Annotated in this window: 22 protein-coding genes; 17 read left to right on the top strand and 5 right to left on the bottom strand. The window is 67.5% G+C overall.

The window, feature by feature from the left end; translation table 11 throughout:
• Nucleotides 1-10: 10 nt before the first annotated feature.
• Entirely contained in the window at nt 11-559 is a 549-nt protein-coding gene (locus AC1DZV_RS01710; RefSeq protein ID WP_476952776.1) for an N-acetyltransferase family protein, read from the bottom strand.
• Between the two features lie 115 nt (nt 560-674).
• The gene (locus AC1DZV_RS01705) at nt 675-3,221 is read right to left on the bottom strand and encodes a DEAD/DEAH box helicase (protein ID WP_476952775.1); all 2,547 of its coding nucleotides are present in this window, start codon (nt 3,219-3,221) and stop codon (nt 675-677) included.
• A 156-nt stretch (nt 3,222-3,377) separates the two neighbouring features.
• On the opposite strand from AC1DZV_RS01705, the gene AC1DZV_RS01700 reads away from it, so the two are divergent.
• The 17 genes from AC1DZV_RS01700 to AC1DZV_RS01620 all read left to right on the top strand — a co-directional run bounded on the left by AC1DZV_RS01700 (nt 3,378) and on the right by AC1DZV_RS01620 (nt 23,262).
• Nucleotides 3,378-4,157, top strand: coding sequence for a trans-aconitate 2-methyltransferase (locus AC1DZV_RS01700; RefSeq protein WP_476949651.1), 780 nt, complete (start codon nt 3,378-3,380; stop codon nt 4,155-4,157).
• A 134-nt stretch (nt 4,158-4,291) separates the two neighbouring features.
• Nucleotides 4,292-6,082 carry an ABC transporter ATP-binding protein gene (locus AC1DZV_RS01695; RefSeq protein ID WP_476952834.1) on the top strand — a complete coding sequence of 597 codons (1,791 nt, stop codon included), beginning with the start codon at nt 4,292-4,294 and terminating at the stop codon, nt 6,080-6,082.
• A gap of 113 nt (nt 6,083-6,195) precedes the next feature.
• The gene (locus AC1DZV_RS01690; RefSeq protein WP_476949768.1) at nt 6,196-8,037 is read left to right on the top strand and encodes an ABC transporter ATP-binding protein; all 1,842 of its coding nucleotides are present in this window, start codon (nt 6,196-6,198) and stop codon (nt 8,035-8,037) included.
• Nucleotides 8,034-8,426: a GntR family transcriptional regulator gene (locus tag AC1DZV_RS01685; protein ID WP_028276835.1), complete on the top strand. Its 393-nt coding sequence runs from the start codon at nt 8,034-8,036 to the stop codon at nt 8,424-8,426. The genes AC1DZV_RS01690 and AC1DZV_RS01685 overlap by 4 nt, the downstream gene beginning before the upstream one ends.
• 67 nt (nt 8,427-8,493) lie before the next feature.
• A complete protein-coding gene (uvrA, locus tag AC1DZV_RS01680; RefSeq protein WP_476949650.1) occupies nt 8,494-11,442 on the top strand; it encodes an excinuclease ABC subunit UvrA in 2,949 nt (982 codons plus the stop codon).
• 166 nt (nt 11,443-11,608) lie between these two features.
• The gene (locus tag AC1DZV_RS01675) at nt 11,609-12,385 is read left to right on the top strand and encodes an HAD hydrolase-like protein (RefSeq protein ID WP_476949649.1); all 777 of its coding nucleotides are present in this window, start codon (nt 11,609-11,611) and stop codon (nt 12,383-12,385) included.
• Nucleotides 12,372-13,040: a lysophospholipid acyltransferase family protein gene (locus tag AC1DZV_RS01670; protein ID WP_026266350.1), complete on the top strand. Its 669-nt coding sequence runs from the start codon at nt 12,372-12,374 to the stop codon at nt 13,038-13,040. The genes AC1DZV_RS01675 and AC1DZV_RS01670 overlap by 14 nt, the downstream gene beginning before the upstream one ends.
• 85 nt (nt 13,041-13,125) lie before the next feature.
• Complete coding sequence (gene uvrC, locus AC1DZV_RS01665) at nt 13,126-15,135, top strand: excinuclease ABC subunit UvrC (RefSeq protein ID WP_476952774.1); 2,010 nt, start codon at nt 13,126-13,128, stop codon at nt 15,133-15,135.
• 120 nt (nt 15,136-15,255) lie between these two features.
• Nucleotides 15,256-16,179 (top strand): RNase adapter RapZ, encoded by a 924-nt coding sequence (gene rapZ, locus AC1DZV_RS01660; RefSeq protein WP_476949647.1) that lies wholly within the window; start codon nt 15,256-15,258, stop codon nt 16,177-16,179.
• Entirely contained in the window at nt 16,179-17,198 is a 1,020-nt protein-coding gene (locus tag AC1DZV_RS01655; protein WP_028276839.1) for a gluconeogenesis factor YvcK family protein, read from the top strand. Before rapZ ends, AC1DZV_RS01655 begins: the two co-directional genes overlap by 1 nt.
• Nucleotides 17,199-17,208: 10 nt before the next feature.
• Nucleotides 17,209-18,189, top strand: coding sequence for a DNA-binding protein WhiA (whiA, locus tag AC1DZV_RS01650; protein ID WP_018772999.1), 981 nt, complete (start codon nt 17,209-17,211; stop codon nt 18,187-18,189).
• A gap of 169 nt (nt 18,190-18,358) precedes the next feature.
• Nucleotides 18,359-18,982 (top strand): superoxide dismutase, encoded by a 624-nt coding sequence (locus tag AC1DZV_RS01645; RefSeq protein ID WP_028276840.1) that lies wholly within the window; start codon nt 18,359-18,361, stop codon nt 18,980-18,982.
• Nucleotides 18,983-19,269: 287 nt separating this feature from the next.
• Nucleotides 19,270-20,280: a type I glyceraldehyde-3-phosphate dehydrogenase gene (gene gap, locus AC1DZV_RS01640; RefSeq protein WP_476944056.1), complete on the top strand. Its 1,011-nt coding sequence runs from the start codon at nt 19,270-19,272 to the stop codon at nt 20,278-20,280.
• 10 nt (nt 20,281-20,290) lie between these two features.
• Nucleotides 20,291-21,517, top strand: coding sequence for a phosphoglycerate kinase (locus tag AC1DZV_RS01635; RefSeq protein ID WP_476952773.1), 1,227 nt, complete (start codon nt 20,291-20,293; stop codon nt 21,515-21,517).
• Nucleotides 21,518-21,625: 108 nt separating this feature from the next.
• Nucleotides 21,626-22,441 (top strand): triose-phosphate isomerase, encoded by an 816-nt coding sequence (gene tpiA, locus AC1DZV_RS01630; protein ID WP_476952772.1) that lies wholly within the window; start codon nt 21,626-21,628, stop codon nt 22,439-22,441.
• Nucleotides 22,442-22,489: 48 nt separating this feature from the next.
• Complete coding sequence (secG, locus tag AC1DZV_RS01625) at nt 22,490-22,747, top strand: preprotein translocase subunit SecG (RefSeq protein WP_018772994.1); 258 nt, start codon at nt 22,490-22,492, stop codon at nt 22,745-22,747.
• A gap of 119 nt (nt 22,748-22,866) precedes the next feature.
• A complete protein-coding gene (locus AC1DZV_RS01620) occupies nt 22,867-23,262 on the top strand; it encodes an RNA polymerase-binding protein RbpA (protein WP_079549567.1) in 396 nt (131 codons plus the stop codon).
• On the opposite strand, the gene pgl is transcribed toward AC1DZV_RS01620, so the two are convergent.
• From pgl to zwf, 3 genes are read right to left on the bottom strand one after another with little or no spacing between them, the layout of a single operon-like run.
• Nucleotides 23,215-24,033, bottom strand: coding sequence for a 6-phosphogluconolactonase (pgl, locus tag AC1DZV_RS01615; protein WP_459384810.1), 819 nt, complete (start codon nt 24,031-24,033; stop codon nt 23,215-23,217). The genes AC1DZV_RS01620 and pgl overlap by 48 nt on opposite strands.
• On the bottom strand, nt 24,023-24,964 hold the full coding sequence (locus AC1DZV_RS01610; protein WP_028275501.1) for a glucose-6-phosphate dehydrogenase assembly protein OpcA: 942 nt from the start codon (nt 24,962-24,964) through the stop codon (nt 24,023-24,025). Before AC1DZV_RS01610 ends, pgl begins: the two co-directional genes overlap by 11 nt.
• On the bottom strand, nt 24,961-26,523 hold the full coding sequence (gene zwf, locus AC1DZV_RS01605) for a glucose-6-phosphate dehydrogenase (protein WP_476849618.1): 1,563 nt from the start codon (nt 26,521-26,523) through the stop codon (nt 24,961-24,963). The genes AC1DZV_RS01610 and zwf overlap by 4 nt, the downstream gene beginning before the upstream one ends.
• Between the last annotated feature and the right edge of the window lie 4 nt (nt 26,524-26,527).

Genomic DNA, 26,527 nt, shown 5'->3' with positions numbered 1-26,527 from the left:
CATTGGGAGATCAGCCACGGGTTGCCGCCTCGCGGGAACGCGAGCTGGAGCCGGCAGGGGAGCCGGCGCCGGCAACTGCCGGGCGGCTGCCGAAGGCCGTCAGCGCCGCTCCGGTGAGACGGAAGGTGGACCATTCCTCCATCGGCAGGGCGCCGAGCTTCTTGTAGAAGTTGATGGAGGGCTCGTTCCAGTCCAGGACACTCCATTCGACGCGCGCGTAGCCCCGGTCAACGGCGGTCGCCGCCAGGTGCTGCAGCAGTGCCTTCCCGTGGCCCTCGCCGCGGGCCTCCGGCCGGACGTAGAGGTCCTCGAGGTAGATCCCGTGGACACCCTCCCACGTGGAGTAGTTCAGGAACCAGAGGGCGAAGCCGCGGACCTCGCCCGCGGAGTTCTCCGCCATGGTGGCGAAGACCTTGGGATGGTCACCAAAGAGGACCTCGATGAGCATCTCGGGGGTGTTCCGGACGGCGTCCGGTTCCTTCTCGTAGAGGGCGAGGTCGTGGATCATCTGCAGGATGGCAGGGACGTCATGCGCCGTGGCAGGCCGGATTACACTCATTGTCCGAGTTTACCCGCGGCGCGATGGCCCAGGCTTGGGTACCGGCGCCGGCGCCGGCGACGGCCGCCCCCGTGCCGTCCCGCCCCCGTGCCGTCCCGCCCCCGTGCCGTCCCGCTTAGAGCCGGTTGACGTCCGTGACGCGGACGACGGCGGTCCCGGACTCGTCCGAGGCCGCCAGGTCCACGTCGGCGGAGATGCCCCAGTCGTGGTTGCGGGCGGGGTCGTCGAAGATCTGCCGCACCTTCCACACCCCGGGTTCCTCGGTGATGATCAGCAGCCCGGGACCGCGGGCATCCGGTCCGGTGCCGATGTCGTTGTGCTCATCAAAGTAGTCATCGAGGGCATCTTCCCAGCGCTCGGCGTCCCAGCCGGAGCCGGCGTCGAGCTCGCCCAGGGCAGTGGCGGCCTCATCGGCGAACAGCTCCACGCGGCGGAACATCTCGTTGCGCACCATCACCCGGAAGGCCCGGATGTTGGAGGTCAGCGACGGCGGCGGGGGCGGGGGAGCGTCGTGCGGTGTCGGCGCCGCGCCGGAAGTGAGCTCTTCCCATTCGTCCAGCAGGCTGGAGTCCACCTGCCGGACCAGTTCGCCCAGCCAGGCGATGAGGTCCTCGAGGTCCTCGCGGAGGGCATCCTGCGGGACCGTCTGGCGGAGCGCCTTGAAACCGTCGGCGAGGTAGCGCAGCACGATCCCCTCCGAGCGGGCGAGGCCGTAGAACTGGACGAACTCGCCGAAGTTCATGGCGCGCTCGTACATGTCCCGGACCACGGACTTGGGCGCGAGCTCGAAGTCGCCGACCCACGGCGCGGCCTTGCGGTAGACGTCGAAGGCCTCGCCGAGGATCTCGGCGAGCGGCTGCGGGTAGGTGACCTCCTCGAGCATCGCCATCCGCTGGTCGTAGTCGATGCCGTCGGCCTTCATCGCCGCGATCGCCTCGCCGCGGGCCTTCTTCTGCTGTGCCGAGAGGATCTGCCGCGGCTTCTCCAGGGTGGCCTCGATCACCGACACCACGTCCAGGGCGTACGACGGCGACTCCGGGTCCAGCAGCTCCAGCGCCGCCAGCGCGAACGGGGACAGCGGCTGGTTGAGGGCAAAGTTTGCCTGCAGATGGACCGTGAGCCGGACCGTGCGGCCGTCGGCACCCTGCTCCGCGGCCGGGATCCGCTCCACGACGCCGGCCGCGAGCAGCTCGCGGTAGATTCCCAGGGCCTTCTTCATGAGCCGCAGCTGGGCCGGACGGGTCTCGTGGTTTTCGGTGAGCAGGCGGCGGGCGGCCTGGAACGGGTCGCCGGGGCGCTCCATCAGGTTCATCAGCATCGCATGCGTCACGGTGAAACTCGACGTCAGCGGATCGGGAACGGACTCGACCAGCCGCTTGTACGTCGGTTCGCCCCAGGACACGAAGCCTTCCGGGGGCTTCTTCTTAACCACCTGGCGCAGCTTCTTCTGGTCGTCGCCGAACTTGGCCGTGGCCTTGGCCATCGCCTTCACGTTTTCCGTCACGTGCTCCGGGGCCTGGACCACCACGGTTCCGGCGGTGTCATAGCCGGCGCGGCCGGCGCGGCCGGCGATCTGGTGGAACTCACGGGAGTTCAGCAGCCGGGTGCGGACGCCGTCGTATTTGCTCAGGGCCGTGAGCAGCACGGTGCGGATGGGCACGTTGATGCCCACCCCGAGCGTATCCGTGCCGCAGATGACCTTCAGCAGGCCGGCCTGGGCAAGCTGTTCGACCAGCCGGCGGTACTTCGGCAGCATGCCGGCGTGGTGAACGCCGATCCCGTGCCGGACCAGGCGGTTGAGGGTCTTGCCGAAGCCTGCGGCGAAGCGGAACCCGGCGATGAGCTCGGCGATCTTGTCTTTTTCCTCGCGGGTGCAGACGTTGATGCTCATCAGGTTCTGGGCCCGGTCGATCGCCTCGACCTGGCTGAAGTGGACCACGTAGACCGGGACCTGCTTGGTGGCGAGCAGCTCCTCGAGGGTCTCGTGCACCGGGGTCTGTTCGTAGTAGTAGTGCAGCGGGATGGGGCGTTCCGCGGAGCTGACGGTCGTCGTCGTGCGGCCGGTCAGGTCGCTGAGGCCGTCCTCGAACCGGCTGACGTCGCCGAGCGTCGCCGACATCAGCAGGAACTGCGCCTGGGGCAGTTCAAGCAGCGGCACCTGCCACGCCCAGCCGCGCTGCGGGTCCGAGTAGAAGTGGAACTCGTCCATGATCACGGCACCGAGCTGCGCCGCAGAACCTTCACGCAGGGCGATGTTGGCCAGGATCTCGGCCGTGCAGCAGATGATTGGGGCGTCCTGGTTCACGCCGGAGTCGCCGGTGATCATGCCGACGTTGTCGGCGCCGAAGATCTCACAGAGGGCGAAGAACTTTTCCGAGACGAGGGCCTTGATCGGGGCGGTGTAGTAACTCCGCTGCCCGCGGGCCATGGCCTGGAAGTGCGCGGCGATGGCCACGAGGGATTTCCCGGACCCGGTTGGGGTGGCCAGGATGACGTTTGAGCCGGCGGCCAGCTCCATGATGGCCTCGTCCTGGGCGGTGTACAGGGCCAGGCCGCGGGTCTCGGTCCACTCGACAAACCGGGTGTAGAGCTCGTCCGGGTCCAGGCCCGTCCTGACGGGGATACGGGCGGCCGGGGCGGGGAGCTGATCAACGAGTTTCATTGCTGTCCAGCTTAGTGCCCGTGTGGTAGCCGCGGCACCGCACGCAGTGCAGGCGCGCGCCGTGAGCCGCCCGCAGCGCAGGCGTGCTTCCTTGGCTGGCCCACGGGCCGGGACTAGGCTTCGGTTAGGACGATGTGCCGGGAACTGGAGGCAGCCATGAAGTGGGATCCGGAGAAATATGTGCAGTTCGGGGACTACCGGGACAGACCATTTTTTGATCTGACCGGGCGGGTTCACGCCGAAGCCCCGCGGCATGTGGTGGACCTCGGCTGCGGTCCCGGCAACCTGACCGCGACGCTCGCGGACCGCTGGCCGGGCGCGCAGGTGGTGGGTCTGGATTCGTCGCCGGAAATGCTGGCCACTTCCAAGGACCACGCAGCCGCGGCGGCCAATCTTTCCTACGAGCTGGCCGACATTGAGCACTGGATGCCGTCTGGGGACACGGACGTCGTGGTCACCAACGCGGCCCTGCAGTGGGTGCCAGGCCACCGAAAGCTCCTGCCACTATGGCTCGATGCCCTCAAACCGGGCGCCTGGTTTGCGCTGCAGGTGCCGGGGAACTTCAATGCCCCGTCGCACACCCTGATGCGGGAGCTGGCCGACTCTCCGGCCTGGGCGGGGCGGCTCGCCGGGGTGCTCCGCCACGACGACGTGGTGGGGGAGGCAGCGGAATATCTGGAGATCATGCTCGACGCCGGTTGTGCCGCCGACGCCTGGGAGACCATGTACCTTCAGCTGCTCCCGGGCGCCAACCCCGTTTTGGAGTGGGTCCGCGGCACCGGACTCAGGCCGGTCCTCGCGGCTCTCCCCGACGACGAGGCGAGGGAGTTCGAGGCCGAGTATTCGGCACGGCTGGACGACGCATATCCGGCAGGCCGGCACGGGACGGTCTTCCCGTTCCGTCGCACGTTCGCGGTGGCGCAGAAAACCGGGTAGGCGGCGTGTCTGCCGGTTGACACGAAGCACTCCGGAATGGGGCTTACAATGACGTGGCGGTGTGGGGCGGCCGTTAGGCTCATCACCATTCCGGGCCCTGGGCTAGTAATGGAGGTTCAGTGCTTATAGGCCTGATGTCGCGGCTGTTGTCCGCGCATAAGGGGACCGTGCTGGCCATCGTCGTGCTGCAGCTCGTGCAAGCCACCGCCAACCTGCTCCTGCCCACCCTGAATGCCGCGATCATTGACGACGGCATCATCGGCGGGGACACCGGGGAGATCCTCCACCTCGGGGCCTGGATGGCCGGAATCGCTGCCGTTCAGGTGATCACGGCCGTCGCGGCCGGATATCTGGGCGCCGTGGTCGCCATGGAGATTGGCGGCCAGCTGCGCGGGGAGCTCTTCGCGAAGGTCCAGTCCTTCTCCTCCCAGGAGGTGGGCCGTTTCGGTGCGCCCAGTCTCGTAACCCGGGCCACCAACGACGTCGCCCAGATCCAAAACCTCGCCGTCCTAATATTCATCATGTTGATTGCCGCACCGGCGATCTTCATCGGCGGCATCGTGCTGGCCGTGCACCAGGACGTGGTGCTGTCCTGGATTGTGGTCGTGGTGATCCCGGTCCTGACGGTGATCATGACGGTGATCGTCCGCCGCCTGATTCCCCTGTACCGCCAGGGCCAGGGTCTTCTGGACCGGATCGGCCGGGTGCTGCGGGAGCAGATCATCGGCGCGAATGTCATCCGCGGCTTTGTCCGGCAGGACCACGAGGTCCGCCGGTTCGATGAAGCCAACAGGGACCTCACCCGGAACAATCTGCAATCCGCTCTCCTTGTGGCGGCGATGATGCCGATGATCATGTTCGTGGTCAACATCTCGTCCGTGTTCGTGGTGTGGTTCGGCGGCCATCGCATCGACGCCGGCGAGATGCGGCTGGGGGCGCTGACGGCGTTCATCGCCTACATCCTGCAGATCCTGATTGCCATCATGATGGCGATGTACGTCTTCATGACCGCCCCCCGGGCGGCGGCCTGCGCGGAACGGATCCGCGAGGTGCTGGACACGGAACCGGCCATCGCGGATCCGGCCGTTCCCGCCGGGGCCGCCCCTGCCACCATTCCAGCCGGTGGGGCCGGTGTGGCGGGGACCGCCGGTGCGGCCGCCGTCGCCGGCGCCCCAGGCCGCTCCGGCGCTGTCGAGTTCCGGAACGTGTCCTTCGCCTACCCCGGCGCCGAGGCACCCGTGCTGGACGGCGTCTCCTTCACCGCCGGGGCCGGTACCACGACGGCGATCATCGGCGCGACCGGCAGCGGCAAGACGACACTCCTGAACCTGCTGCCCCGTTTCCTCGACGCGACGGCCGGAGAGATCAGCATCGGCGGGGAGAACGTGCGGGCGATGCCCCTGGACGCCCTGCGCGGCCTGATCGCAATAGTCCCGCAGCAGTCCTACCTGTTCGCGGACACGGTGGCGGGGAACCTCCGGTTCGGGGCACCCGCCGCGAACGAGCCCGAAATATGGCAGGCGCTCGAAGCTGCCCAGGCCGCCGACTTTGTCCGGGCCCTGCCGCTCGGGCTCGACACGCCCGTAAGCCAGGGCGGCACCAACTTTTCCGGCGGCGAACGGCAGCGCCTGTGCATCGCGCGGGCCCTGCTCAAGCGGGCCCCCGCCTACCTCTTCGATGACAGTTTCTCGGCTCTGGACTACGGCACCGACGTCAGGCTCCGGGCGGCGATCGAGCCGCTGCTGCGCTCGGCGACCGTGCTGATCGTGGCGGAGCGGGTGTCAACAATCGTGGACGCCGGGCTGATCCTCGTACTGGAGGGCGGCCAGGTGGTCGCGCAGGGCACGCACAGCGAACTCATGGAGTCCTCGCCCAGCTACCAGGAAATTGCCGCGTCCCAGCTGGTGCTGGAGGAAGCCCCGTGAGCCGCGCGCGGGCACACCGCGCCGGGGCCGTTGCGGGACCCGGCGTGCCGGAGCGCATCAAATGGCACACCGCCGCCCGGCTGCTGGGCCTGCTGCTGCCGCTGAAGTGGCGGATGGCCGGCGTCATCGCCGCGACGTGCGCGTTCGTGACACTCAACGTGGCGGCGCCCAAGGTGCTGGGCGACGCCACCGACGTCGTCGTCGATGGCTTCCTGGGCGGCTCCCTCGACGAGCAACAGCTGGCCGAGCGGCTGCTGGCCGTTTCGGCCATGTACGTCGGGGCGTCGCTGTTCAGCTGGATCCAGGGCAGCCTGACCGCCACCGCGGTGCAGCGCCTCAGCTACGGCCTCCGCGGCTCCGTGGAACAAAAACTCCATGTGCTGCCGTCCAGCCATTTCGAGGAACAGCGCCGCGGCGACGTGCTCAGCCGGGCCACGAACGACGTCGACAATATCTCCCAGGCGCTCAACCAGCTCCTCAACCAGCTGATCATGGCCGTCCTGATGCTCTCGGCCGCTCTCGCCATGATGCTGTGGCTCTCGCCGCTGCTGGCGCTGATCGCGATCCTCTCGGTGCCGGTGTCCACGATGATCACCGTGCTCGTGGCCCGGCACTCCCAGGCGCACTTCAAGGAGCAGTGGAGCAGCACGGGGGCACTGCACGCCCAACTCGAGGAATTCTTCACCGGGCATGAAGTGGTCAAGGCCTTTGGCCGGCAGGAAGAGTCGGCGGCGAGCTTCCGGGAGCGCAACGAGAAGCTCACGCGATCGAGCACCCGCGCCCAGTATTTGTCCGGCATCGTGCAGCCGCTGCTGGTGTTTGTCGCCAACCTCAACTACATCGCAATTGCTGTTGTGGGGGCGCTGCAGGTCACCGCGGGGCTCTTGACGATCGGCGGCATCCAGGCCTTTGTCCAGTTCTCCCGTCTCTTTAGCCAGCCGGTGAGCCAGATCGGCGGCATGCTGACGCTCGTGCAGTCCTGCCTGGCCTCGGCGGAGCGGGTGTTTGAGCTGCTGGACGCCCCGGAGATCCCTGCGGACAGCGCCGTGCCGGCCGTTTCCGCCAACGGCGCCGGCAAGCTGCAAGGCGCCACGGCCGCGCGAAAGCTCCATGTCCCGCGCAAATCCTCCAACGGACGCAAAGCCCCTGCCCCGGGCACGCCCGGCGACCTGCTGGATCCCGGCGCAGTGGCTGGTCGGGTCACGTTCGAGCACGTCAGCTTCAGCTACAGCCCCGGCACGCCCGTGGTGAAGGACCTCTCCTTCACGGTGGACCCGGGACAGACCGTGGCGATCGTGGGACACACCGGTGCCGGCAAGACCACCGTGGTCAACCTCCTGATGCGCTTCTACGAACTCGACTCCGGCCGGATCCTGGTGGACTCGACGGACATCGCCACCATCCCGCGGGACGACCTGCGGCGCGCCTTCGGAATCGTCCTGCAGGATGCCTGGCTGTTTACCGGCAGCATCCGGGAGAACATCGAATACGGCCGGCCCGGCGCCACCGAAACCGATATCGTCGCGGCGGCCCGCGCCAGCCACGTGGACCAGTTTGTCCGGTCCCTACCGGCCGGCTACGCCACGATGCTCGGCAACGACGGCGACTCCCTGAGCCGGGGCCAGCGCCAGCTCGTCTCGATCGCACGGGCGCAGCTCGCCGGGCGCAGCATCATGGTGCTGGATGAGGCGACGAGCTCCGTCGACAGCCGCACTGAGGTGCAGATCCGGCATGCCATGGAGCGGCTGCGGCACGGTCACACGAGCTTCGTGATCGCGCACCGTTTGTCCACGGTCCGGGACGCTGATCTAATTCTCGTCATGGACCACGGACGAATCGTTGAACACGGCACCCACCAACAGCTGGTGGCCCGGCAGGGGCTCTACAAGGATTTGTACGAGGCCCAGTTCGCCGGCCGCGAACAGGTCCCGGCCGTCCAGGAGGCCGAACAGTGAGCCCCGCGGACGCCGCGGGGGAGCGTTTTCCCGGATCCTGGCGGACCAATCCGGCCAGCTCCGTCCCGCTCTTCGAACAGCTGCGGCTCTACGTGATCGAACGCGCCGACAACGGCACACTCGCGCCGGGCACCAGGCTTCCGGCCGTGCGGAGCCTCGCAGGCGAACTGGGCGTCGCCCCGCACACTGTGGCGCGGGCCTACAAGGAACTCGAGGCCGCCGGCGTCGTAGTGACGAAGGGCCGCAATGGGACCGTGGTGTGTGCCCGCGATGCCGCGTGGAGTTCGCTGTCCGCCGCCGCCGCCGAGTTCGCCGCGGCCGCCAAAGCCCAGGGCGCCAGTTTCGCCGAGGCCGTGCAGTTGCTGGCCGCCGCCTACGACCGCCAATAGCACATCCCGCGCCGCCCGTGGCGCGCGGAATAGTTTTTCGAAGAAGTTTTCGATTAGCATTAGAGTCGTGCCTAAAGCTGTAGCTGAAGATCCAGCCGTTGAAGTCCATTCCGCCGCCGAGCCGCTGGCAGTCCGGGATGCGGCCCCGTCCCGCCCCGTCCTGAAGCGTCCGGACATGACCCGCCTCGTCGTCAAGGGCGCCCGCGAGCACAACCTGCGCAACGTGGACCTGGACCTGCCGCGCGATGCCATGATCGTGTTCACCGGCCTGTCCGGCTCCGGAAAGTCCTCCCTCGCGTTCGACACCATCTTCGCCGAGGGCCAGCGCCGCTACGTCGAATCCCTCTCCGCCTACGCCCGGCAGTTCCTGGGCCAGGTGGACAAGCCCGACGTCGACTTCATCGAGGGCCTCTCGCCGGCGGTGTCCATCGACCAGAAGTCCACGTCCAAGAACCCGCGCTCGACCGTGGGCACCATCACTGAGATTTACGACTACATGCGCCTGCTCTGGGCCCGTGTGGGCCGGCCGCACTGCCCCGTCTGCGGGGAGCCCGTGACCAAGCAGACCCCGCAGCAGATCGTCGACCAGCTGCTCGAACTCCCGGACGGCACCCGCTTCCAGGTGCTGGCACCCGTGGTCCGCGGCCGCAAGGGCGAATTCGTGGACCTCTTCAAGGAACTCACAGCCAAGGGCTACTCGCGGGCCCGGGTGGACGGCGAGCTCGTCCACCTGAGTGATCCGCCGAAGCTGGGCAAGCAGTTCAAGCACACCATCGAAGTGGTGGTGGACCGCCTCGTGGTCAAGGAAGGCATCAGCCAGCGCCTGACCGACTCGGTTGAAACCGCCCTCGGACTGGCGGAGGGCCGCATATTGGCCGAATTCGTCGACCTCGAAGCAGACGATCCCGAGCGGATCAGGGCGTTCTCAGAACACCTGGCCTGCCCCAACGAACACCCTCTGGCGATCGACGAGATCGAGCCCCGTTCCTTCTCATTCAACAACCCATTCGGCGCCTGCAGCGCCTGCAGCGGCATCGGCACCAAGCTGGAGGTCGACGAGGAACTCCTCATCCCCAACCCGGAGCTCTCGCTCTCCGAAGGGGCCATTGCGCCGTGGTCCCTGGGAACCGCCACCACGGAGTACTGGAACCGGCTGCTGGCCGGCCTCGCCGAGGAACTCGGCTTCTCCATGACGACGGCGTGGGAGAAGCTCGACACCGACGTCCGGCAGACCGTCCTGCACGGCAAGGACCACAAGGTGGTGGTGCAATACCGCAACCGCTTCGGCCGTGAACGCAAGTACAGCACCGGCTTTGAGGGCGTCGTGCAGTACGTCCACCGCAAGCATGGCGAGACCGATTCCGACTATGCGCGCGACCGCTACGAGGAATACATGCGCCAGGTCCCGTGCCCGGCCTGCAACGGTGCCCGGCTGAACCCTGCGTCGCTCTCGGTGCTGATCAACGGCAAGTCAATCGCCGAGGTCGCCGCACTGCCCATGCGGGAATGCGCCGGCTTCCTCGAAAACCTCGTCCTCACCGGCCGCGAGGCCCAGATCGCCCACCAGGTCCTCAAGGAAATCCAGGCCCGCCTGACCTTCCTCCTCGACGTCGGACTCGAGTACCTGAACCTGGAGCGGCCCTCCGGCACCCTGTCCGGCGGCGAAGCCCAGCGCATCCGTTTGGCCACCCAGATCGGCTCCGGCCTCGTGGGCGTCCTTTACGTCCTCGACGAGCCCTCGATCGGCCTGCACCAGCGGGACAACCGCCGCCTGATCGAGACACTCACCCGGCTCCGGGACCTCGGCAACACCCTGATCGTCGTGGAGCATGACGAGGACACCATCCACGAGGCCGACTGGGTGGTTGACATCGGACCGGGCGCCGGCGAGCACGGCGGCATGGTGGTCCATTCCGGGTCCTACCAGGAGCTGCTGGAAAACACGGATTCGCTCACCGGCGACTACCTCTCCGGCCGGCGGAAAATCGAGATTCCGAAGAAGCGGCGCAAATACGACAAGAAGCGCGAGCTCAAGGTGGTCGGGGCGAAGGAGAACAACCTCCTGAACATCGACGCCAGTTTCCCGCTGGGCCTCTTCACCGCCGTCACCGGCGTCAGCGGCTCGGGCAAGTCCACCCTGGTCAACGAGATCCTCTACAAGGTGCTGGCCAACAAGCTCAACGGCGCCAAGCAGGTGGCCGGCAGGCACAAGTCCGTCCAGGGCCTCGAACACCTGGACAAGGTGGTGCACGTCGACCAGAGCCCGATCGGCCGCACCCCGCGCTCGAACCCGGCCACGTACACCGGCGTGTTCGACAACATCCGAAAGCTCTTCGCCGAGACCACCGAGGCCAAGGTCCGCGGCTACCTGCCGGGCCGGTTCTCCTTCAACGTCAAGGGCGGCCGCTGCGAGGCCTGCTCCGGCGACGGCACCCTGAAGATCGAGATGAACTTCCTGCCGGACGTCTACGTCCCCTGCGAGGTCTGCCACGGCGCACGGTACAACCGCGAAACCCTGGAGGTCCACTACAAGGGCAAGACCATCGCGGACGTGCTGAACATGCCTATCGAGGAAGGGGCCGAGTTCTTTGCGGCCTTCTCGCCGATCGCACGGCACCTCAACACGCTCGTCGACGTCGGCCTTGGCTACGTCCGGCTGGGCCAGCCGGCCACCACGCTCTCCGGCGGCGAGGCCCAGCGCGTGAAGCTCGCAGCCGAGCTCCAGAAACGCTCCAACGGCCGCAGCGTCTACGTCCTGGACGAGCCCACCACGGGCCTGCACTTCGAGGACATCCGCAAGCTCCTCATGGTGCTCCAGGGCCTCGTGGAGAAGGGCAACACGGTGATCACGATCGAACACAACCTCGACGTCATCAAGAGCGCCGACTGGATCGTGGACCTTGGCCCCGACGGCGGGTCCGGTGGCGGCCGTGTGGTTGCCTCCGGCACCCCCGAGCAGGTGGCCAAGTCGAGCGAGAGCCACACGGCCGCGTTCCTCGCCGAGCTCCTCGCCTGAACACCGGCCGCCATGGACCGTGCGGCGGGGCAGGTAAGCCTCCGCCGCACGCGTCCCCGCCCCGCAGGGACGTTTCCACCGGATGTATTCCCGATGTATTCCCTGATGTATTCCTGAAGGAGTATGCGAATTTCTGGCAACCGCACACTCGTGAGAAACTAAGCCGGTGACGCATACAACAGTGCCCGTGATCTTCGACCTTGACGGCACTCTTGTCGATCCCGCCGGGGGTATTACCGACGGTATCGCCGCGGCCCTCATCGAGCTTGGCCTGCCGGTTCCGGACAAGTCCCGGATGGACGCCATGATTGGGCCCAAGCTCAGCCATTCCCTGACGGAAATCGCCGGCGTTCCGGCCGCACAGCTGGAAGACGCCATCCGCATCTACCGCGCGCACTACGCATCCACAGGAATAGCGCAAAGCAGGCTGTACCCGGGAATCCGCGGCCTCCTCGAGGACTTCGTCGCCGCGGGGCGGCCCATCGCAGTCGCGACCCAGAAGCCGGAAGGGCTTGCCCGCACTGTCCTGGCGCACCACGGCATCGCCGGACTCTTCCACAGCATCCGGGGCTCCGCCGCCGACGAGGCCGCCAGCCCGGGAGCGGGCTCGGTGCCCGACGGCTCCGTTCCCGAAGGCTCTGTTCCCGGAGGCAAGGCCGGCATCGTCGCCGCCGCGCTCTCGGACCTCGCTTCCGCGGACCCTGCGGCCGCAGGCCGGGCCGTGATGGTGGGGGACCGGGCGCAGGACGTCGCCGGGGCCGCTGCGAACGGACTGGACTGCATCGGCGTAGGCTGGGGGTTTGCGCCCGACGGCGAACTGCACGCGGCCGGTGCCGTCGAGATCGTGCACAACACCACGGCGCTTCACGCGACGATCAACCGGCTCTCCGAACGCCCGGGGACCACAGCCCTGAACGAGGTGCACACCGATGGCAATGTTTGACGCAATCCGCTGGACCACGCGGGGGCTGGTAACCACCACGTGCCGTCCCACGGTCATCGGCCTGGAAAACGTGCCCAAGGACGGACCGTTCATCGTGGCACCGAACCACCTCTCGTTCCTGGACAGCGTGATCGTCCAGGCGCTCATGCCGCGGCCCGTGGCCTTCTTCGCGAAGGCTGAGTACTTCACCACCGGCGGCATCAAAGGCAAAGCCATGAAGTCCTTCTTCGAGGCTGTGGGCTCCATTCCGGTGGAACGCGGCGAGCAGGCGGCGAGCGTCCAGGCGCTGAAAACGCTGCTGGACATCCTCGACTCCGGCAAGGGCGTGGGCATCTATCCAGAAGGCACCCGCTCCCGCGACGGCATCCTGTACCGCGGCCGCACCGGCGTCGGCTGGCTGGCCCTGACCACCGGCGCGCCCGTAATCCCGGTGGGCCTGATCGGCACCGAACACCTGCAGCCCGCGGACAGCAAGTCCGTCAAACCGCAGCACTTCACCATGAAGGTCGGCGAGCCGCTGTACTTCGAGAAGACCGGACCGGACCATTCCCTGCCGGCCCGCCGCCAGGTCACGGACCGCATCATGGACGCAATCGCGGACCTGAGCGGCCAGGAACGCTCCACCAGCTACAACCAGAGCAAGTCGGCCGAATAGCGCGCGGCTTCCTGCTCCCGGCCCCCGCCGGGCATGCGCCGGTGCACGTGCAGCGGCACCGCCGGCGGCTCAGTAGACTTGATGTGTGGCAGATCCAGCGAGTTACCGACCCCAGACGGGTGAAATTCCGACCAATCCGGGCGTGTACCGCTTCCGCGATCCGCACGGCCGGGTCATCTACGTCGGCAAGGCAAAGAACCTCCGTGCCCGGCTGAACACTTATTTCGCCAATCCCGCCGGGCTCATGCCCAAAACCTATGCGATGGTCCACACTGCCAGCAGCGTCGAATGGACCGTGGTGGGCAGCGAACTCGAGTCGCTGCAGCTGGAATACACGTGGATCAAAGAATTCACGCCCCGCTTCAACGTGATGTTCAGGGACGACAAAAGCTACCCGTACCTCGCCGTGACGATGGGGGAGAAGTACCCGCGCGTCCAGGTGCTGCGCGGCGACCGGCGCAAGGGGACCCGGTACTTCGGCCCGTACACCGCCGGCGCGATCCGGGACACCATGGACACCCTGCTGCGCGTGTTCCCGGTCCGCAGCTGCAGCGCCGGGGTGCTGAAGCGCGCCGAAGCCAGCGGCCGGCCCTGCCTGCTCGGCTACATCGACAAATGTTCCGCGCCGTGCGTCGGCCGGATCTCCGCCGCGGACCACCGCGCCCTGGCCGAGGATTTCTGCACGTTCATGGGCGGCGAAGCCAAGCCCTTCGTCAACCGGCTGGAACGGGAGATGGCCGCGGCTGTCGCCGAGCTCGACTATGAACGCGCGGCCCGGCTCCGGGACGACATCGTGGCGCTGAAGAAGGTCTTCGAACGTAACGCCGTCGTCCTGGCCGAGGGCACGGACGCCGACGTCTTCGCCCTGCACGAAGACGAGCTCGAGGCCGCCGTGCAGGTCTTCCACGTCCGGGGCGGACGGATCCGCGGCCAGCGCGGCTGGGTGGTGGAAAAAGTCGAGGACTCCACCACCCCGGAACTGGTCGAACACCTGCTCCAGCAGGTCTACGGCGAGGAAGCCGGGCTCCAGGGCAGGTTGCCCCGGGAAGTGCTGGTGCCTGCCGAGCCCAGCAACGCCCCGGAGCTCGCGCAATGGCTCAGCGGCCTGCGCGGGGCGCGGGTGGACATCCGCGTTCCCCAGCGCGGAGACAAGGCCGCCCTCCTGTCCACGGTCCGTGAAAACGCCGAGCACGCCCTCAAGCTCCATAAGTCCCGGCGCGCCGGCGACCTCACCATGCGCTCCCAGGCCCTGCAGGAAATCCAGGAAGCGCTCGAGCTTCCCGTGGCGCTGCTGCGGATCGAGTGCTTCGACATCTCGCACGTCCAGGGCACCAACGTGGTCGGCTCCATGGTGGTGGTCGAGGACGGCCTGCCGAAAAAGTCCGACTACCGGAAGTTCGCCGTGACCGGGGCCGCGGCCACCGACGACACCGCGGCCATGCATGATGTGCTGACCCGGCGGTTCCGGCACTATCTTCAAGAAAAAGACGAGCAGGCGGCGGCTGCGGCCAAACCGGCGCACCAGGCCGCCCTGGACGCGGCGMCCGCCSCGGCGGGCGCGGACTCCACGACGCCAACACCGCGGAGCAAATTCGCCTACCCGCCCAACCTCGTCGTCGTCGACGGCGGCAAACCGCAGGTCAATGCGGCCGCACGGGCGCTGGAAAAGCTCGGCATCGAGGACGTGTATGTGGTCGGCCTGGCCAAACGGCTCGAAGAGGTGTGGCTGCCGGACAGCGATTTCCCGGTGATCCTGCCGCGCGCCTCGGCCGGCCTGTATCTGCTGCAGCGGATCCGCGATGAGGCCCACCGCTTCGCCATCACCTTCCACCGGCAAAAGCGCGGCAAGGCCATGACGGCCTCCGCCCTGGACAGCGTGCCCGGGCTGGGCGAATCCAAGCGCAAGGCCCTCCTGGCGGAGTTCGGCTCCGTCAAGGGGATCAAAGCCGCGACGCAGGACGAACTCACCGGTGCCAAGGGGATCGGCCCCTCCCTCGCCGCCGCGATCGTCCGGCACTTCGCTGGCGGCGGCGTCGAGGAAGCCGCCACGGTTCCTGCCGTCAACATGACCACCGGCGAAATCCTCGACGCTTAGCTAGTGCCGCCAAACTTAGCTAGGGTAAAGACTTGGGTACGGCACGGCAGCGGCATCACCGCGGCCCGCGCGCAAACCTGACAAACAGCAAATCGTACAGGCAGAGATGGGGCTTCACTGATGGCAGAGTCGACGGCAGGATCCGAGACGGATGCGGACGGCATGACACCCGTCAAACCCGTCGAGGCTGAACTGCTCGTGGTGACCGGAATGTCGGGAGCCGGCCGCAGCACCGCCTCGGACGCCCTTGAGGACCATGGCTGGTACGTCGTGGAAAATTTGCCGCCGCAGATGCTCGGCACGCTCGCGGAACTGGTGTCCCGGACGCCGCACTCCATGTCCAAGCTCGCCGTCGTGATGGACGTCCGGAGCAAGGAACTGTTCGTCGACATGCGCGCGGCGCTCCGCGCCCTGGAAGCCACCGGCGTGAGCTTCCGCGTGCTGTTCCTCGACGCCAGCGACGACGTCCTGGTGCGCCGCTTCGAGCAGGGCCGCAGGCCCCACCCGCTCCAGGGCGGCGGCCGGATCCTCGACGGCATCGCCGCCGAACGCGAGCTGGTCCGTGAATTGAGGGACACCGCCGACATCGTCCTGGACACGTCCTCCCTCAACGTCCATGGCCTCGCCACCGCCATCACCGAACTCTTCAGCGAGACCGGGCCGGTGGCGCTGCGGCTGAACGTCATGAGCTTCGGCTTTAAGTATGGGCTGCCGGTGGATGCCAACTTCGTGGCCGATGCCCGCTTCATCCCCAACCCGCACTGGGTGCCGCAGTTGCGCCCGCACACCGGACTGGACAAGGACGTCAGCGACTACGTGCTGGAGGCCCAGGGCGTCAGCGACTTCGTGGAACGCTACGTCCTGGCCCTTGAACCCGTCCTGGACGGGTACCGGCGGGAGAACAAGCACTACGCCACCATTGCCGTGGGCTGCACCGGCGGCAAGCACCGCTCCGTGGCGGTCGCCGTCGAGCTCTCACGGAGGCTGGCGCAGTATCCGCGCGTCACGGTGACCACGACGCACCGGGACCTGGGCCGCGAGTAATGGCGCTGCTGACCGGCCCGCTGCCCCTTGTCCCGCCCGCCAGCGCGGCCTTCGCCAGCCAGCAGGACAAAGGCCCCTCCGTCGTCGCGCTCGGCGGCGGCCACGGCCTCTCCGCCTCGCTGTCGGCCCTGCGCCTGCTGACCTCCGAACTCACCGCGGTCGTCACGGTCGCGGACGACGGCGGATCCTCCGGCCGGCTCCGCGAAGAGTACGGCGTCCTGCCGCCCGGTGATCTCCGGATGGCCCTGTCCGCGCTGTGCGACGACACCGACTGGGGCCGCACGTGGCGCGACGTCATGCAGCACCGCTTCGCCCCCGGCAAAGGCCGGGGCGGCTCCCTCGATGAGCACGCGATGGGCAACCTCCTGATCGTCACGCTCTGGGAGCTCCTGGGCGACACCGTCGCAGGCCTGAAGTGGGCCGGCGCCCTGCTCGGCGCGCGCGGCGAAGTCCTGCCGATGTCCAGCGTCCCGCTGACCATCGAGGGCCAGGTCCGGGTCACCGCCCCGGACGGGGCCACGGCACTGCAGACCCTCACCGGCCAGGCCAAGTGCGCAGTGGCAGGATCCCTGGAGCACGTCCGGCTCTTGCCTGAGAACGCTCCGGCCTGCACCGAGGCACTGACGGCGATCGAGCTGGCCGACTGGGTGATCCTCGGGCCGGGCTCATGGTACACCTCCGTGCTGCCGCACCTCTTGCTGCCCGAAATGCGCGAGGCCCTCGCCAACACGGCTGCCCGCCGGTGCCTGACCATGAACCTGGCCACGGATACCAAGGAGACGGCCGGCATGTCCGCCGCCGACCACCTCCGGGTGCTGCGCGAATACGCGCCGGAGTTCACGATCGACGTCATCCTGGCCGACCCGGCGTCGGTGCAGAACCTGCCCGACTTCGAGGCGGCGGCTGGAATGCTCGGTGCCGAGGTGGTCTTGGGTAAAGTGGGGGCGTCTGGTCGCCGTCCGGTCCACGATCCGTTGCGGCTGGCGACGGCGTATCACGATATTTTCGGGAATAGTTAGGAAAGGTGCCATGGCACTGACAGCATCAGTCAAGGAAGAACTTTCCCGTCTGGATATCAAGAAGTCCTCAGTCCGCAAGGCCGAGGTATCGGCGATGCTCCGCTTCGCCGGCGGGCTGCACATCATCTCGGGCCGGATTGTGATCGAGGCCGAAGTCGACCTCGCATCGACCGCCCGGCGGCTGCGCGCCGCCATCGCCGAGGTGTACGGCCACCAGAGCGAGATCATCGTCGTCTCCGGCGGCGGCCTGCGCCGCGGCAGCCGCTACGTGGTGCGGGTGGTGCGCGACGGTGAGGCCCTCGCCCGCCAGACCGGACTCCTGGACGCGCGGGGGCGGCCCGTGCGCGGCCTTCCGTCGGTAGTGGTGAACGGCTCCGCCGCGGACGCCGAAGCTGTCTGGCGCGGCGCGTTCCTGGTCCACGGCTCGCTCACCGAGCCCGGCCGCTCCTCGGCCATGGAAGTCACCTGCCCCGGCCCCGAATCGGCCCTGGCCCTCGTCGGCGCCGCCCGCCGCCTGGGCATCCAGGCCAAGGCCCGCGAGGTCAGGGGAGTGGACCGCGTGGTGATCCGCGACGGCGACACGATCGCCGCGCTGCTGACGCGCATGGGCGCCCACGACGCGCTCATGGTCTGGGAAGAACGCCGCATGCGCAAGGAAGTCCGCGCCACGGCCAACCGGCTCGCCAACTTCGATGACGCGAACCTGCGCCGTTCCGCGCAGGCCGCCGTGGCCGCCGGTGCCCGGGTGGACCGCGCCCTGGAAATCCTGGGCGACGACGTCCCGGACCACCTGAAGTATGCCGGTGAGCTCCGGGTCGCGCACAAACAGGCCAGCCTGGACGAGCTGGGCCGGCTCGCCGACCCCGTCATGACCAAGGACGCCATCGCCGGCCGGATCCGCCGGCTGCTGGCCATGGCGGACAAACGGGCCCAGGACCTCGGCATCCCGGGCACGGAAGCCAATGTGACGCCGGAAATGCTCGACGACTAGCCCGCCCCTAGAATCAACAGCAGGAATATCCCGGGGAATGAAATATCCGGGAGCCGCGGCTGGTTGTCGCCGTTGGATCCCACCGCAATTTTCCGGATGCCCCGCATCCGGATGCACGATCGAAAGAGTTACCGAACCGGACAACCCGTCCACGACATTGGAGGAATTTGTGACCGAGTACGTACTGCCCGAGCTCGACTATGACTACGCAGCGCTGGAACCGCACATCTCCGCGAAGATCATGGAGCTGCACCACAGCAAGCACCACGCCGCCTATGTGGCCGGCGCCAACAACGCCCTGGCCCAGCTGGCCGAGGCGCGCGAAAAGGGCGACTTCGCCAACATCAACCGCCTCTCCAAGGACCTCGCGTTCCACACCGGCGGGCACATCAACCACTCCGTCTTCTGGAAGAACCTCTCACCGGACGGTGGCGACAAGCCCGAGGGCGAGCTCGCGGCGGCCATTGACGACGCCTTCGGCTCGTTCGACGCGTTCCGTGCGCAGTTCAGCGCCGCGGCACTGGGCCTGCAGGGCTCCGGCTGGGGCTTCCTGGCCTACGAGCCCATCGGCGGCAACCTGGTCATCGAGCAGCTCTACGATCAGCAGGGCAACGTCGCACTCGGCACCACCCCGCTGCTGATGCTGGACATGTGGGAGCACGCCTTCTACCTGGACTACGTCAACGTCAAGGCTGACTACGTCAAGGCCTTCTGGAACATCGTGAACTGGGCCGACGTCGCCAAGCGCTTCGACGCCGCGCGCAAGAACGCGACGGGTCTCATCACCCTCTAGGCAGGTCCCTATACCCTGCACAGGGTGACGGAATCGACTTCCGTTTGTAACAAACCTCACATTACGGGCCCTTCGGCCCGAAATGTGGACGGACTGCCCCTGCACTTGCGGGGGCAGTCCCGGTTAAACGTAAGATGGATCACGGAAGGCGGTTAGCCTTCAGCAATGTGGCTGGTCGCCCTCCGATCTGGTAATTATCTCTGCCCAATGGCGTGCGGGATCTGTTAGTTGGCTTGAACGCCTTCTCAACTAGTCGTGCTCGCAAGAGCACCAAGGAGACTGAAAACGTGACGACCCGTATTGGCATCAACGGCTTTGGCCGTATCGGCCGCAACTACTTCCGCGCCGCCCTCGCACAGGGCGCAGACCTCGAGATCGTTGCGGTCAACGACCTCACCAGCCCGGAAGCCCTCGCTCACCTCTTCAAGTACGACTCCGTGGGAGGCCGCCTGGCCGAAACCATCGAGGTCAAGGACGGCAACATCGTCGTCGACGGCAACATCATCAAGGTCCTCGCCGAACGTGACCCCGCGAAGCTGCCCTGGGGCGAGCTCGGCGTCGACATCGTCATCGAGTCCACCGGCTTCTTCACGAAGGCCGCCGATGCACAGAAGCACATCGATGCCGGCGCCAAGAAGGTCCTGATCTCCGCCCCCGCGTCGGATGAGGACATCACGATCGTTATGGGCGTCAATGACGGCCTGTACGACAACGCCACGCACCACATCATCTCCAACGCCTCCTGCACCACCAACTGCCTCGGCCCGCTGGCCAAGGTCATCAATGAGGCCTTCGGCATCGAGCGTGGCCTGATGACCACCATTCACGCCTACACCGCCGACCAGAACCTGCAGGACGGCCCGCACAAGGATCTCCGCCGCGCCCGCGCCGCCGCCATCAACATGGTGCCCACCTCCACCGGTGCCGCCAAGGCAATCGGTCTGGTCCTGCCGGAGCTCAAGGGCAAGCTCGACGGCTACGCCATCCGCGTGCCCGTTCCCACCGGCTCCGCCACGGACCTGACCGTCACGGTTTCCCGCGAGACCACGGTCGCCGAAGTCAACGCCGCCCTCAAGGCAGCATCGGAGACCGAGGAGCTCAGGGGCCTGCTGACCTACACCGACGAGCCGATCGTCTCCTCCGACATCGTCGGCGACCCGGCATCGTCCATCTTCGACTCCGGCCTGACCAAGGTGATCGGCGACCAGGTCAAGGTTGTGTCCTGGTATGACAACGAGTGGGGTTACTCCAACCGCCTCGTGGACCTCACGGAGCTTGTAGCGTCCAAGCTGGGCTAGGGTAAGACTCATGACATTTCACACCCTCAACGAACTGATCGCTGATGGTGTCCGCGGGCGGTACGTTCTGGTCAGAAGTGACCTGAACGTGCCGCTCGACGGCTCTACAGTGACTGACGACGGCCGCATCAAGGCCTCCCTCCCAGTGCTGGCGAAGCTCACGGACGCCGGTGCCCGCGTGCTGGTCACAGCACACCTCGGCCGCCCCAAGGGCGCCCCGGAGGAGAAGTACTCCCTCAAGCCCGCAGCCGCACGGCTGGCCGAGCTTGCCGGGTTCAAGGTCTCACTTGCCACCGACACCGTCGGCGAGTCGGCCAAGGAGCTCTCCGCGGCGCTGCAGGACGGCGAAGTGCTGGTCCTGGAAAACGTGCGCTTCGACGCGCGGGAGACCTCCAAGGACGACGCCGAGCGCGGCGCCTTCGCGGACGAGCTGGTCGCCCTCACCGGCGACAACGGCGCCTTCGTCGATGATGCCTTCGGTGCGGTGCACCGCAAGCACGCCAGCGTGTACGACGTCGCCACGCGGCTGCCGTCCTACCAGGGCGACCTTGTCCGCACGGAGGTCGAGGTGCTGCGCAAGCTCACCACGGATACCCAGCGGCCCTACGTCGTTGTCCTCGGCGGCTCCAAGGTCTCCGACAAGCTCGCTGTGATCGACAACCTCCTGGGCAAGGCGGACACGATCCTGGTGGGCGGCGGCATGCTGTTCACCTTCCTCGCCGCCGCGGGTCACAAGGTCGCGGGCAGCCTGCTCGAAGAGGACCAGATCCCGGTCGTCCAGGACTACCTGAAGCGCGCCGCCGACGGCGGTACCGAGTTCGTCGTGCCCACCGATGTTGTGGTGGCGGGCAAGTTCGCCGCCGACGCCGAGCACGAGACCGTTGCCGCCGACGCCATCGAGTCGGGCAGCTTCGGAGCCCAGGGCATCGGGCTGGACATCGGGCCGGTCTCGGCAGCGGCGTTCGCGGAACGGATCAAGGGCGCCCGGACGGTGTTCTGGAACGGGCCCATGGGCGTGTTCGAATTCGCGGCCTTCGCCGGCGGTACCCGGGCCATCGCCCAGGCCCTGACTGAGACGGACGCGTTCACCGTGGTTGGCGGCGGCGACTCGGCGGCAGCGGTCCGGACACTCGGCTTCGCCGATGAGGCGTTCGGCCACATTTCCACCGGCGGCGGCGCAAGCCTGGAGTACCTTGAAGGCAAGGAACTCCCCGGCCTGAGCGTCCTGGACCGTTAGAAGCACTGACCGCTAAAAGCACCGGTATTTGAGCCGGCAGGGCGCCCTCCGCAGGGAAGCGGGCGCCCTGCCGGCTGCTCCCACACACCAAGAACTCCTGGAGATCACGTGACCACGTCAACCAACGGTAAATTCGACCGCAAGCCCTTCATCGCCGGCAACTGGAAGATGAACATGGACCACGTCCAGGGCATCACCCTCCTGCAGAAGCTCGCGTGGACCCTGTCCGACGCCAAGCACGACTACGCCCGGGTGGAGGTCGCCGTCTTCCCGCCGTTCACGGATCTCCGCGGCGTCCAGACCCTGGTCCAGGGCGACGAGCTCGCCGTCGCCTATGGTGGCCAGGACCTTTCCCAGTTCGACTCCGGCGCCTACACAGGCGACATTTCCGGCCAGTTCCTCGCCAAGCTTGCCTGCAGCTACGTCCTGGTCGGCCACAGCGAACGCCGCACCATCCACAACGAGTCCGACGCCGTGCTCAACGCCAAGACCAAAGCCGCCTTCCGGCACGGCATCACCCCGGTCCTCTGCGTCGGTGAAGGCCTGGAGATCCGGCAGGCCGGCACCCACGTGGACCACACCCTCGCCCAGCTGCGCGCCGGCGTCGAAGGCCTCACCCCGGAGCAGGCTGCCGAACTCGTAGTTGCCTACGAACCCGTGTGGGCCATCGGCACCGGTGAGGTCGCTGGCCCGGAGGACGCGCAGGAAATGTGCGCCGCCATCCGTGCCGAACTGTCCACCCTCTTCGGAGCAGACGTCGCCGCCAAGACCCGCCTGCTGTACGGCGGCTCGGTCAAGGCCAACAACGCGGCCTCGATCCTGAAGGAGCGCGACGTCGACGGCTTGCTGGTCGGCGGTGCCAGCCTGGACGCTGCCGAGTTTGCTAATATTGTCAGGTTCGAGAGTCACCTGTTGACGGATTAGTCCGGACACAGCCTGACCCCCGCAATCCAATCCTTCTGAAAGGCCGTCGTGGACGTTCTTCATGTCATTCTGCAGGTCCTCCTGGGCATCACCAGCCTCCTGCTGACGTTGCTCATCCTGCTCCATAAGGGACGCGGAGGCGGCCTGTCCGACATGTTCGGCGGCGGCATGAGCTCGGGCCTGAGCTCCTCCGGCGTCGCGGAACGGAACCTCAACCGGTTCACGGTTATCCTGGGAATCACCTGGGGCGTGGTGATCATCGCCCTCGGCCTGCTCATGCGGTTCAGCACAGGCGCCGATTCCTAGGACGCCCGTTTCGAAAACTTCATATGGGGTCCTTATGGCCCTCCCGGCATCGGGAACTCACGAACTACACTGTGGCTGTCGTCTTGCACTTCCACCAGCTAAGTAGCCAGGAGTTCCCGATGCTGCATTCTGCTTCCGGATTCAAAGGAATCCGTGTGGGCGCCACCGAGGGGGCCACTCCCCGCCATGAACCACTGAACGGGGCCGGCGTACGCCAGCCCCGTATTCGTGTGTCTTTCCGGTGCGCCAAGGGCCATGAAACCTCGCTCGTGTTCGCACAGCTTCCGGAGGAACAGATCCCCGGAGTTTGGGACTGCCGGCGCTGCGGCGGCACCGCAACCCGCGACGAATCAAAGTTTGCCCTGGAGGAGACGCCAACAGAGGGCTTCAAGACGCATCTGGAATACGTTAAAGAGCGGCGCTCCAGCCAGGACGCCGAAGACGTGCTGGCTGGAGCGCTGGAACGTCTACGCTCCGGACGGACCCTTCCGGACGAGCTGCTCCGGGACCCGTGAGGCCGCGTCCTCGTCAATCAGCCACAGCGTTTCCCGGCGGCCGCGCGGCCCCGCGGCGGGCACCTGCACGGGATTAGCGCCGGCCAGGGCGAGCCCTACGGCGCCGGCCTTGTCATCACCGGCCACCACCATCCACACCTCGGATGCCGTGTTGATCGCCGGCAACGTCAGCGACACCCGCGCCGGCGGCGGCTTGGGGGAGTTGTGGACGCCCACGACGGTCAGTTCCTTCTCCCGGATGCCGGCCTGCTCCGGGAAGAGCGAGGCGACGTGCGCGTCCGGCCCCACACCGAGGAGGACGATGTCCAGGCGGGGGAGCCGCGCAGGCTGTTCCGGCCTGTCGTCGGACATGTCCGCGGCGTGCTCGGCGGCCGCCGCCTCGGCGAGCCGGCGGGCATAGTCGGCCGCGGCGTCGTCCGGGCTGTCGAAATCATCGGTGGAGCCGGGCACATGGACGCGCGCCGGATCAACATCGATGTGGGACAGGAGGGCGTCCTGGGCCTGGCGGGCGTTGCGCTCGGCGTCGCCGGCCGCCACGAAGCGCTCGTCACCCCACCAGAAGTTCACCTTGGACCAGTCGACGGCCCGCGCCGCGGGCGATTCGGCCACGGCCTTGAGCGAGCCGATGCCCATCGTTCCCCCGGTAAGCACCACCGTGGCCTCGCCGTGCCGGTCCTGGATATCCACCAGCTTGGTAATCAGGCGGGCTGCGATCGCCGCCATCAGAACGGTCGAGTCAGGATGGATGCTTACTCTCGGGTCAGCGCTCACTGGGACGGACACTCCTTAGATTGGTACGCGGCAGTCCCATAGTAATCACTTCACCGAAGACTTCGTCCGGATCCAGGCGGCGGAGTTCTTCGGCCAGGCAGTCCTTGAGGCTGCGGCGGGGCAGTGAGATCCGCTGGGCGGGCTGGCCGGGCTGGGTCAGTTCGGCGATGGTGAGCCCGGGCCGGAAGAGCTGGATGTCGCCGCCGGGCCGGGTCAGCCGGACGCGACGGATGCCGGTTCCGGCCGGATCCGCCACGATCGTCACGGGAACGTCCAGGGCCAGGGTGAGCCAGGCTGCGAGGAGCACGGTGCTGGGGGAGTCCGAGGCGCCCTCGACGGCGACGGCCGTGACCGGCGAGTCGTCCACCTGGTCCAGGACCGCGGCCAGCTGGATGCGCCAGTTGGTCAGCCGGGTCCAAGCCAGGTCCGTGTCGCCGGCCTTGTACGTGCGGCGGATGTTCTCCAGCGCCGCGACCGGGTCCGCTTCATTGGCCGAGTCGGTGATCCGGCGGTGCGCGATGCCCCCGACCGAGGTCTGGCACGCGTTCCTGGGCGCGCCGTGCGGCCACCAGGCCACGATCGGGGCGTCCGGGAGCAGCAAGGCCGCGACGAGGGATTCGCTTTCCTCTGCCAGTTCGCCGTAGCCGCGCAGCAGGATCACCTCGGAGGCGCCGGCGTCGCCGCCGACGCGGATCTGGGCGTCCAGCCGGGTCGGGGCCGAGGCCCCGGCGTCGGCGAGGACGATGATCCGGCACGGGTGTTCCCGGCTGGCCTCGTTGGCGGCCTCGATGGCCTCCTCTTCCAGCCCGGAGCGGGTGACGACCACGAGGGTCAGGACCCGGCCCAGGGCGATCACGCCGCCCTGCTCGCGCAGGGCCATGATCTTCTTGGAAATCTTGGAGGTGGTGGTGTCGGGAAGATCTACGATCATGGCCTTCTCCAGGTTCGTCCGTCGCGGGCAAGGAGCTCATCGGCCGAGGCAGGGCCCCAGCTTCCGGGAGCGTAGGGCTGGGGCTGTTCGTCCAGGCCGGCCCAGTATTCCTCGAAGGGATCCAGGATCTTCCAGGACAGCTCAACTTCCTGGTGCCGGGGGAACAGCGGCGGCTCGCCCAGGAGCACATCCAGGATCAGCCGTTCATAGGCTTCGGGGCTGGACTCGGTGAAGGAGTGGCCGTAGCCGAAGTCCATGGTGACGTCGCGGACCTCCATCTGGGTGCCAGGAACCTTGGAACCGAACCGGATCGTGGCGCCCTCGTCAGGCTGGACCCGGATCACCACGGCGTTCTGGCCGAAGTCGTCCTCGCCGTGGTCAGTGAAGAGCAGGTTTGGTGCGCGCTTGAACACGACGGCGATCTCCGTCACCCGGCGCCCCAGCCGCTTGCCGGCGCGCAGGTAGAACGGCGCGCCGGACCAGCGGCGGGTGTTGATGTCCACCCGGATCGCGGCGAACGTCTCGGTCTTGGAATCGGCCGGGATGCCCTCCTCCTCCAGGTACCCGAGGACTTCCTCGCCGCCCTGCCAGCCGCCGGTGAACTGCCCGCGGGCGGAGTGGGAGGAGAGATCCTCGGGGAGCCGGACGGCGGCGAGGACCTTTTCCTTCTCGGCACGCAGGTCGTCCGCGTTGAAGGAGATCGGTTCTTCCATCGCCGTCAGGGCCAGCAGCTGCAGCAGGTGGTTCTGGATGACGTCGCGGGCCGCGCCCACGCCGTCGTAGTAGCCTGCCCGGCCTCCGGTCCCGATGTCCTCGGCCATGGTGATCTGGACGTGGTCCACATAGTTGGCGTTCCAGAGCGGCTCGAAGAGCTGGTTGGCGAAGCGCAGTGCCAGGATGTTCTGCACCGTCTCCTTGCCCAGGTAGTGGTCGATCCGGAACACCGCGTCCGGCGGGAACACCGACTCGACGATGTCGTTGAGCTGCCGGGCCGACTCGAGGTCGTGTCCGAACGGCTTTTCGATCACCACGCGGCGCCAGTTGTCGCCCGCGGCCTGGGCCAGGCCGTGCTTGGAGAGCTGACGGCAGACCTGCTCGAAGGCCTTCGGCGGGATCGAGAGGTAGAACGCGTGGTTTCCCCGCGTCCCGCGCTGTTCGTCGAGCTCATCGATCGTGTCGGAGAGCCGCTTGAACGCCTCGTCGTCGTCGAACTCGCCCTGCACGAAGCGGATGCCCTCAGAGAGCTGCTTCCAGACCGTTTCGTCGAACGGGGTGCGGGCGTACGCCTTGACGGACTCCTTGACCTCCGCGGCGAAGTCCTCGTTCTCCCACTCGCGGCGGGCAAAGCCCACCAGCGCGAAGCTCGGCGGTAGCAGCCCGCGGTTGGCGAGGTCATACACGGCGGGCATGAGCTTCTTGCGGGCGAGGTCCCCGGTCACCCCGAACAAGACCAGCGACGCCGGTCCGGCAATACGGTTCAGACGGCGGTCGCGGGGGTCCCGGAGCGGATTGCGCCCCCGGCCGGCCGTGTTCCTGCCGCCGTTGTAGGTTTCTGGCATGGTT

This window comes from Arthrobacter sp. P1_D12 (assembly GCF_056406175.1).
Note: the sequence above shows the minus strand (reverse complement) of the source record. Positions and strands in the feature narration are given on the sequence as shown.

Excerpts from the sequence above, each read along its gene's own strand:
- rapZ (WP_476949647.1), top strand. The coding sequence starts at position 15,256 with ATGGCAGAGTCGACGGCAGGATCCGAGACGGATGCGGACGGCATGACA.
- zwf (WP_476849618.1), bottom strand. The coding sequence starts at position 26,523 with ATGCCAGAAACCTACAACGGCGGCAGGAACACGGCCGGCCGGGGGCGC.
- AC1DZV_RS01655 (WP_028276839.1), top strand. The coding sequence starts at position 16,179 with ATGGCGCTGCTGACCGGCCCGCTGCCCCTTGTCCCGCCCGCCAGCGCG.
- AC1DZV_RS01700 (WP_476949651.1), top strand. The coding sequence starts at position 3,378 with ATGAAGTGGGATCCGGAGAAATATGTGCAGTTCGGGGACTACCGGGAC.
- AC1DZV_RS01620 (WP_079549567.1), top strand. The coding sequence starts at position 22,867 with ATGCTGCATTCTGCTTCCGGATTCAAAGGAATCCGTGTGGGCGCCACC.
- AC1DZV_RS01710 (WP_476952776.1), bottom strand. The coding sequence starts at position 559 with ATGAGTGTAATCCGGCCTGCCACGGCGCATGACGTCCCTGCCATCCTG.
- AC1DZV_RS01690 (WP_476949768.1), top strand. The coding sequence starts at position 6,196 with ATGGCCGGCGTCATCGCCGCGACGTGCGCGTTCGTGACACTCAACGTG.
- AC1DZV_RS01705 (WP_476952775.1), bottom strand. The coding sequence starts at position 3,221 with ATGAAACTCGTTGATCAGCTCCCCGCCCCGGCCGCCCGTATCCCCGTC.
- whiA (WP_018772999.1), top strand. The coding sequence starts at position 17,209 with ATGGCACTGACAGCATCAGTCAAGGAAGAACTTTCCCGTCTGGATATC.
- AC1DZV_RS01610 (WP_028275501.1), bottom strand. The coding sequence starts at position 24,964 with ATGATCGTAGATCTTCCCGACACCACCACCTCCAAGATTTCCAAGAAG.
- AC1DZV_RS01695 (WP_476952834.1), top strand. The coding sequence starts at position 4,292 with ATGTCGCGGCTGTTGTCCGCGCATAAGGGGACCGTGCTGGCCATCGTC.
- AC1DZV_RS01635 (WP_476952773.1), top strand. The coding sequence starts at position 20,291 with ATGACATTTCACACCCTCAACGAACTGATCGCTGATGGTGTCCGCGGG.
- AC1DZV_RS01670 (WP_026266350.1), top strand. The coding sequence starts at position 12,372 with ATGGCAATGTTTGACGCAATCCGCTGGACCACGCGGGGGCTGGTAACC.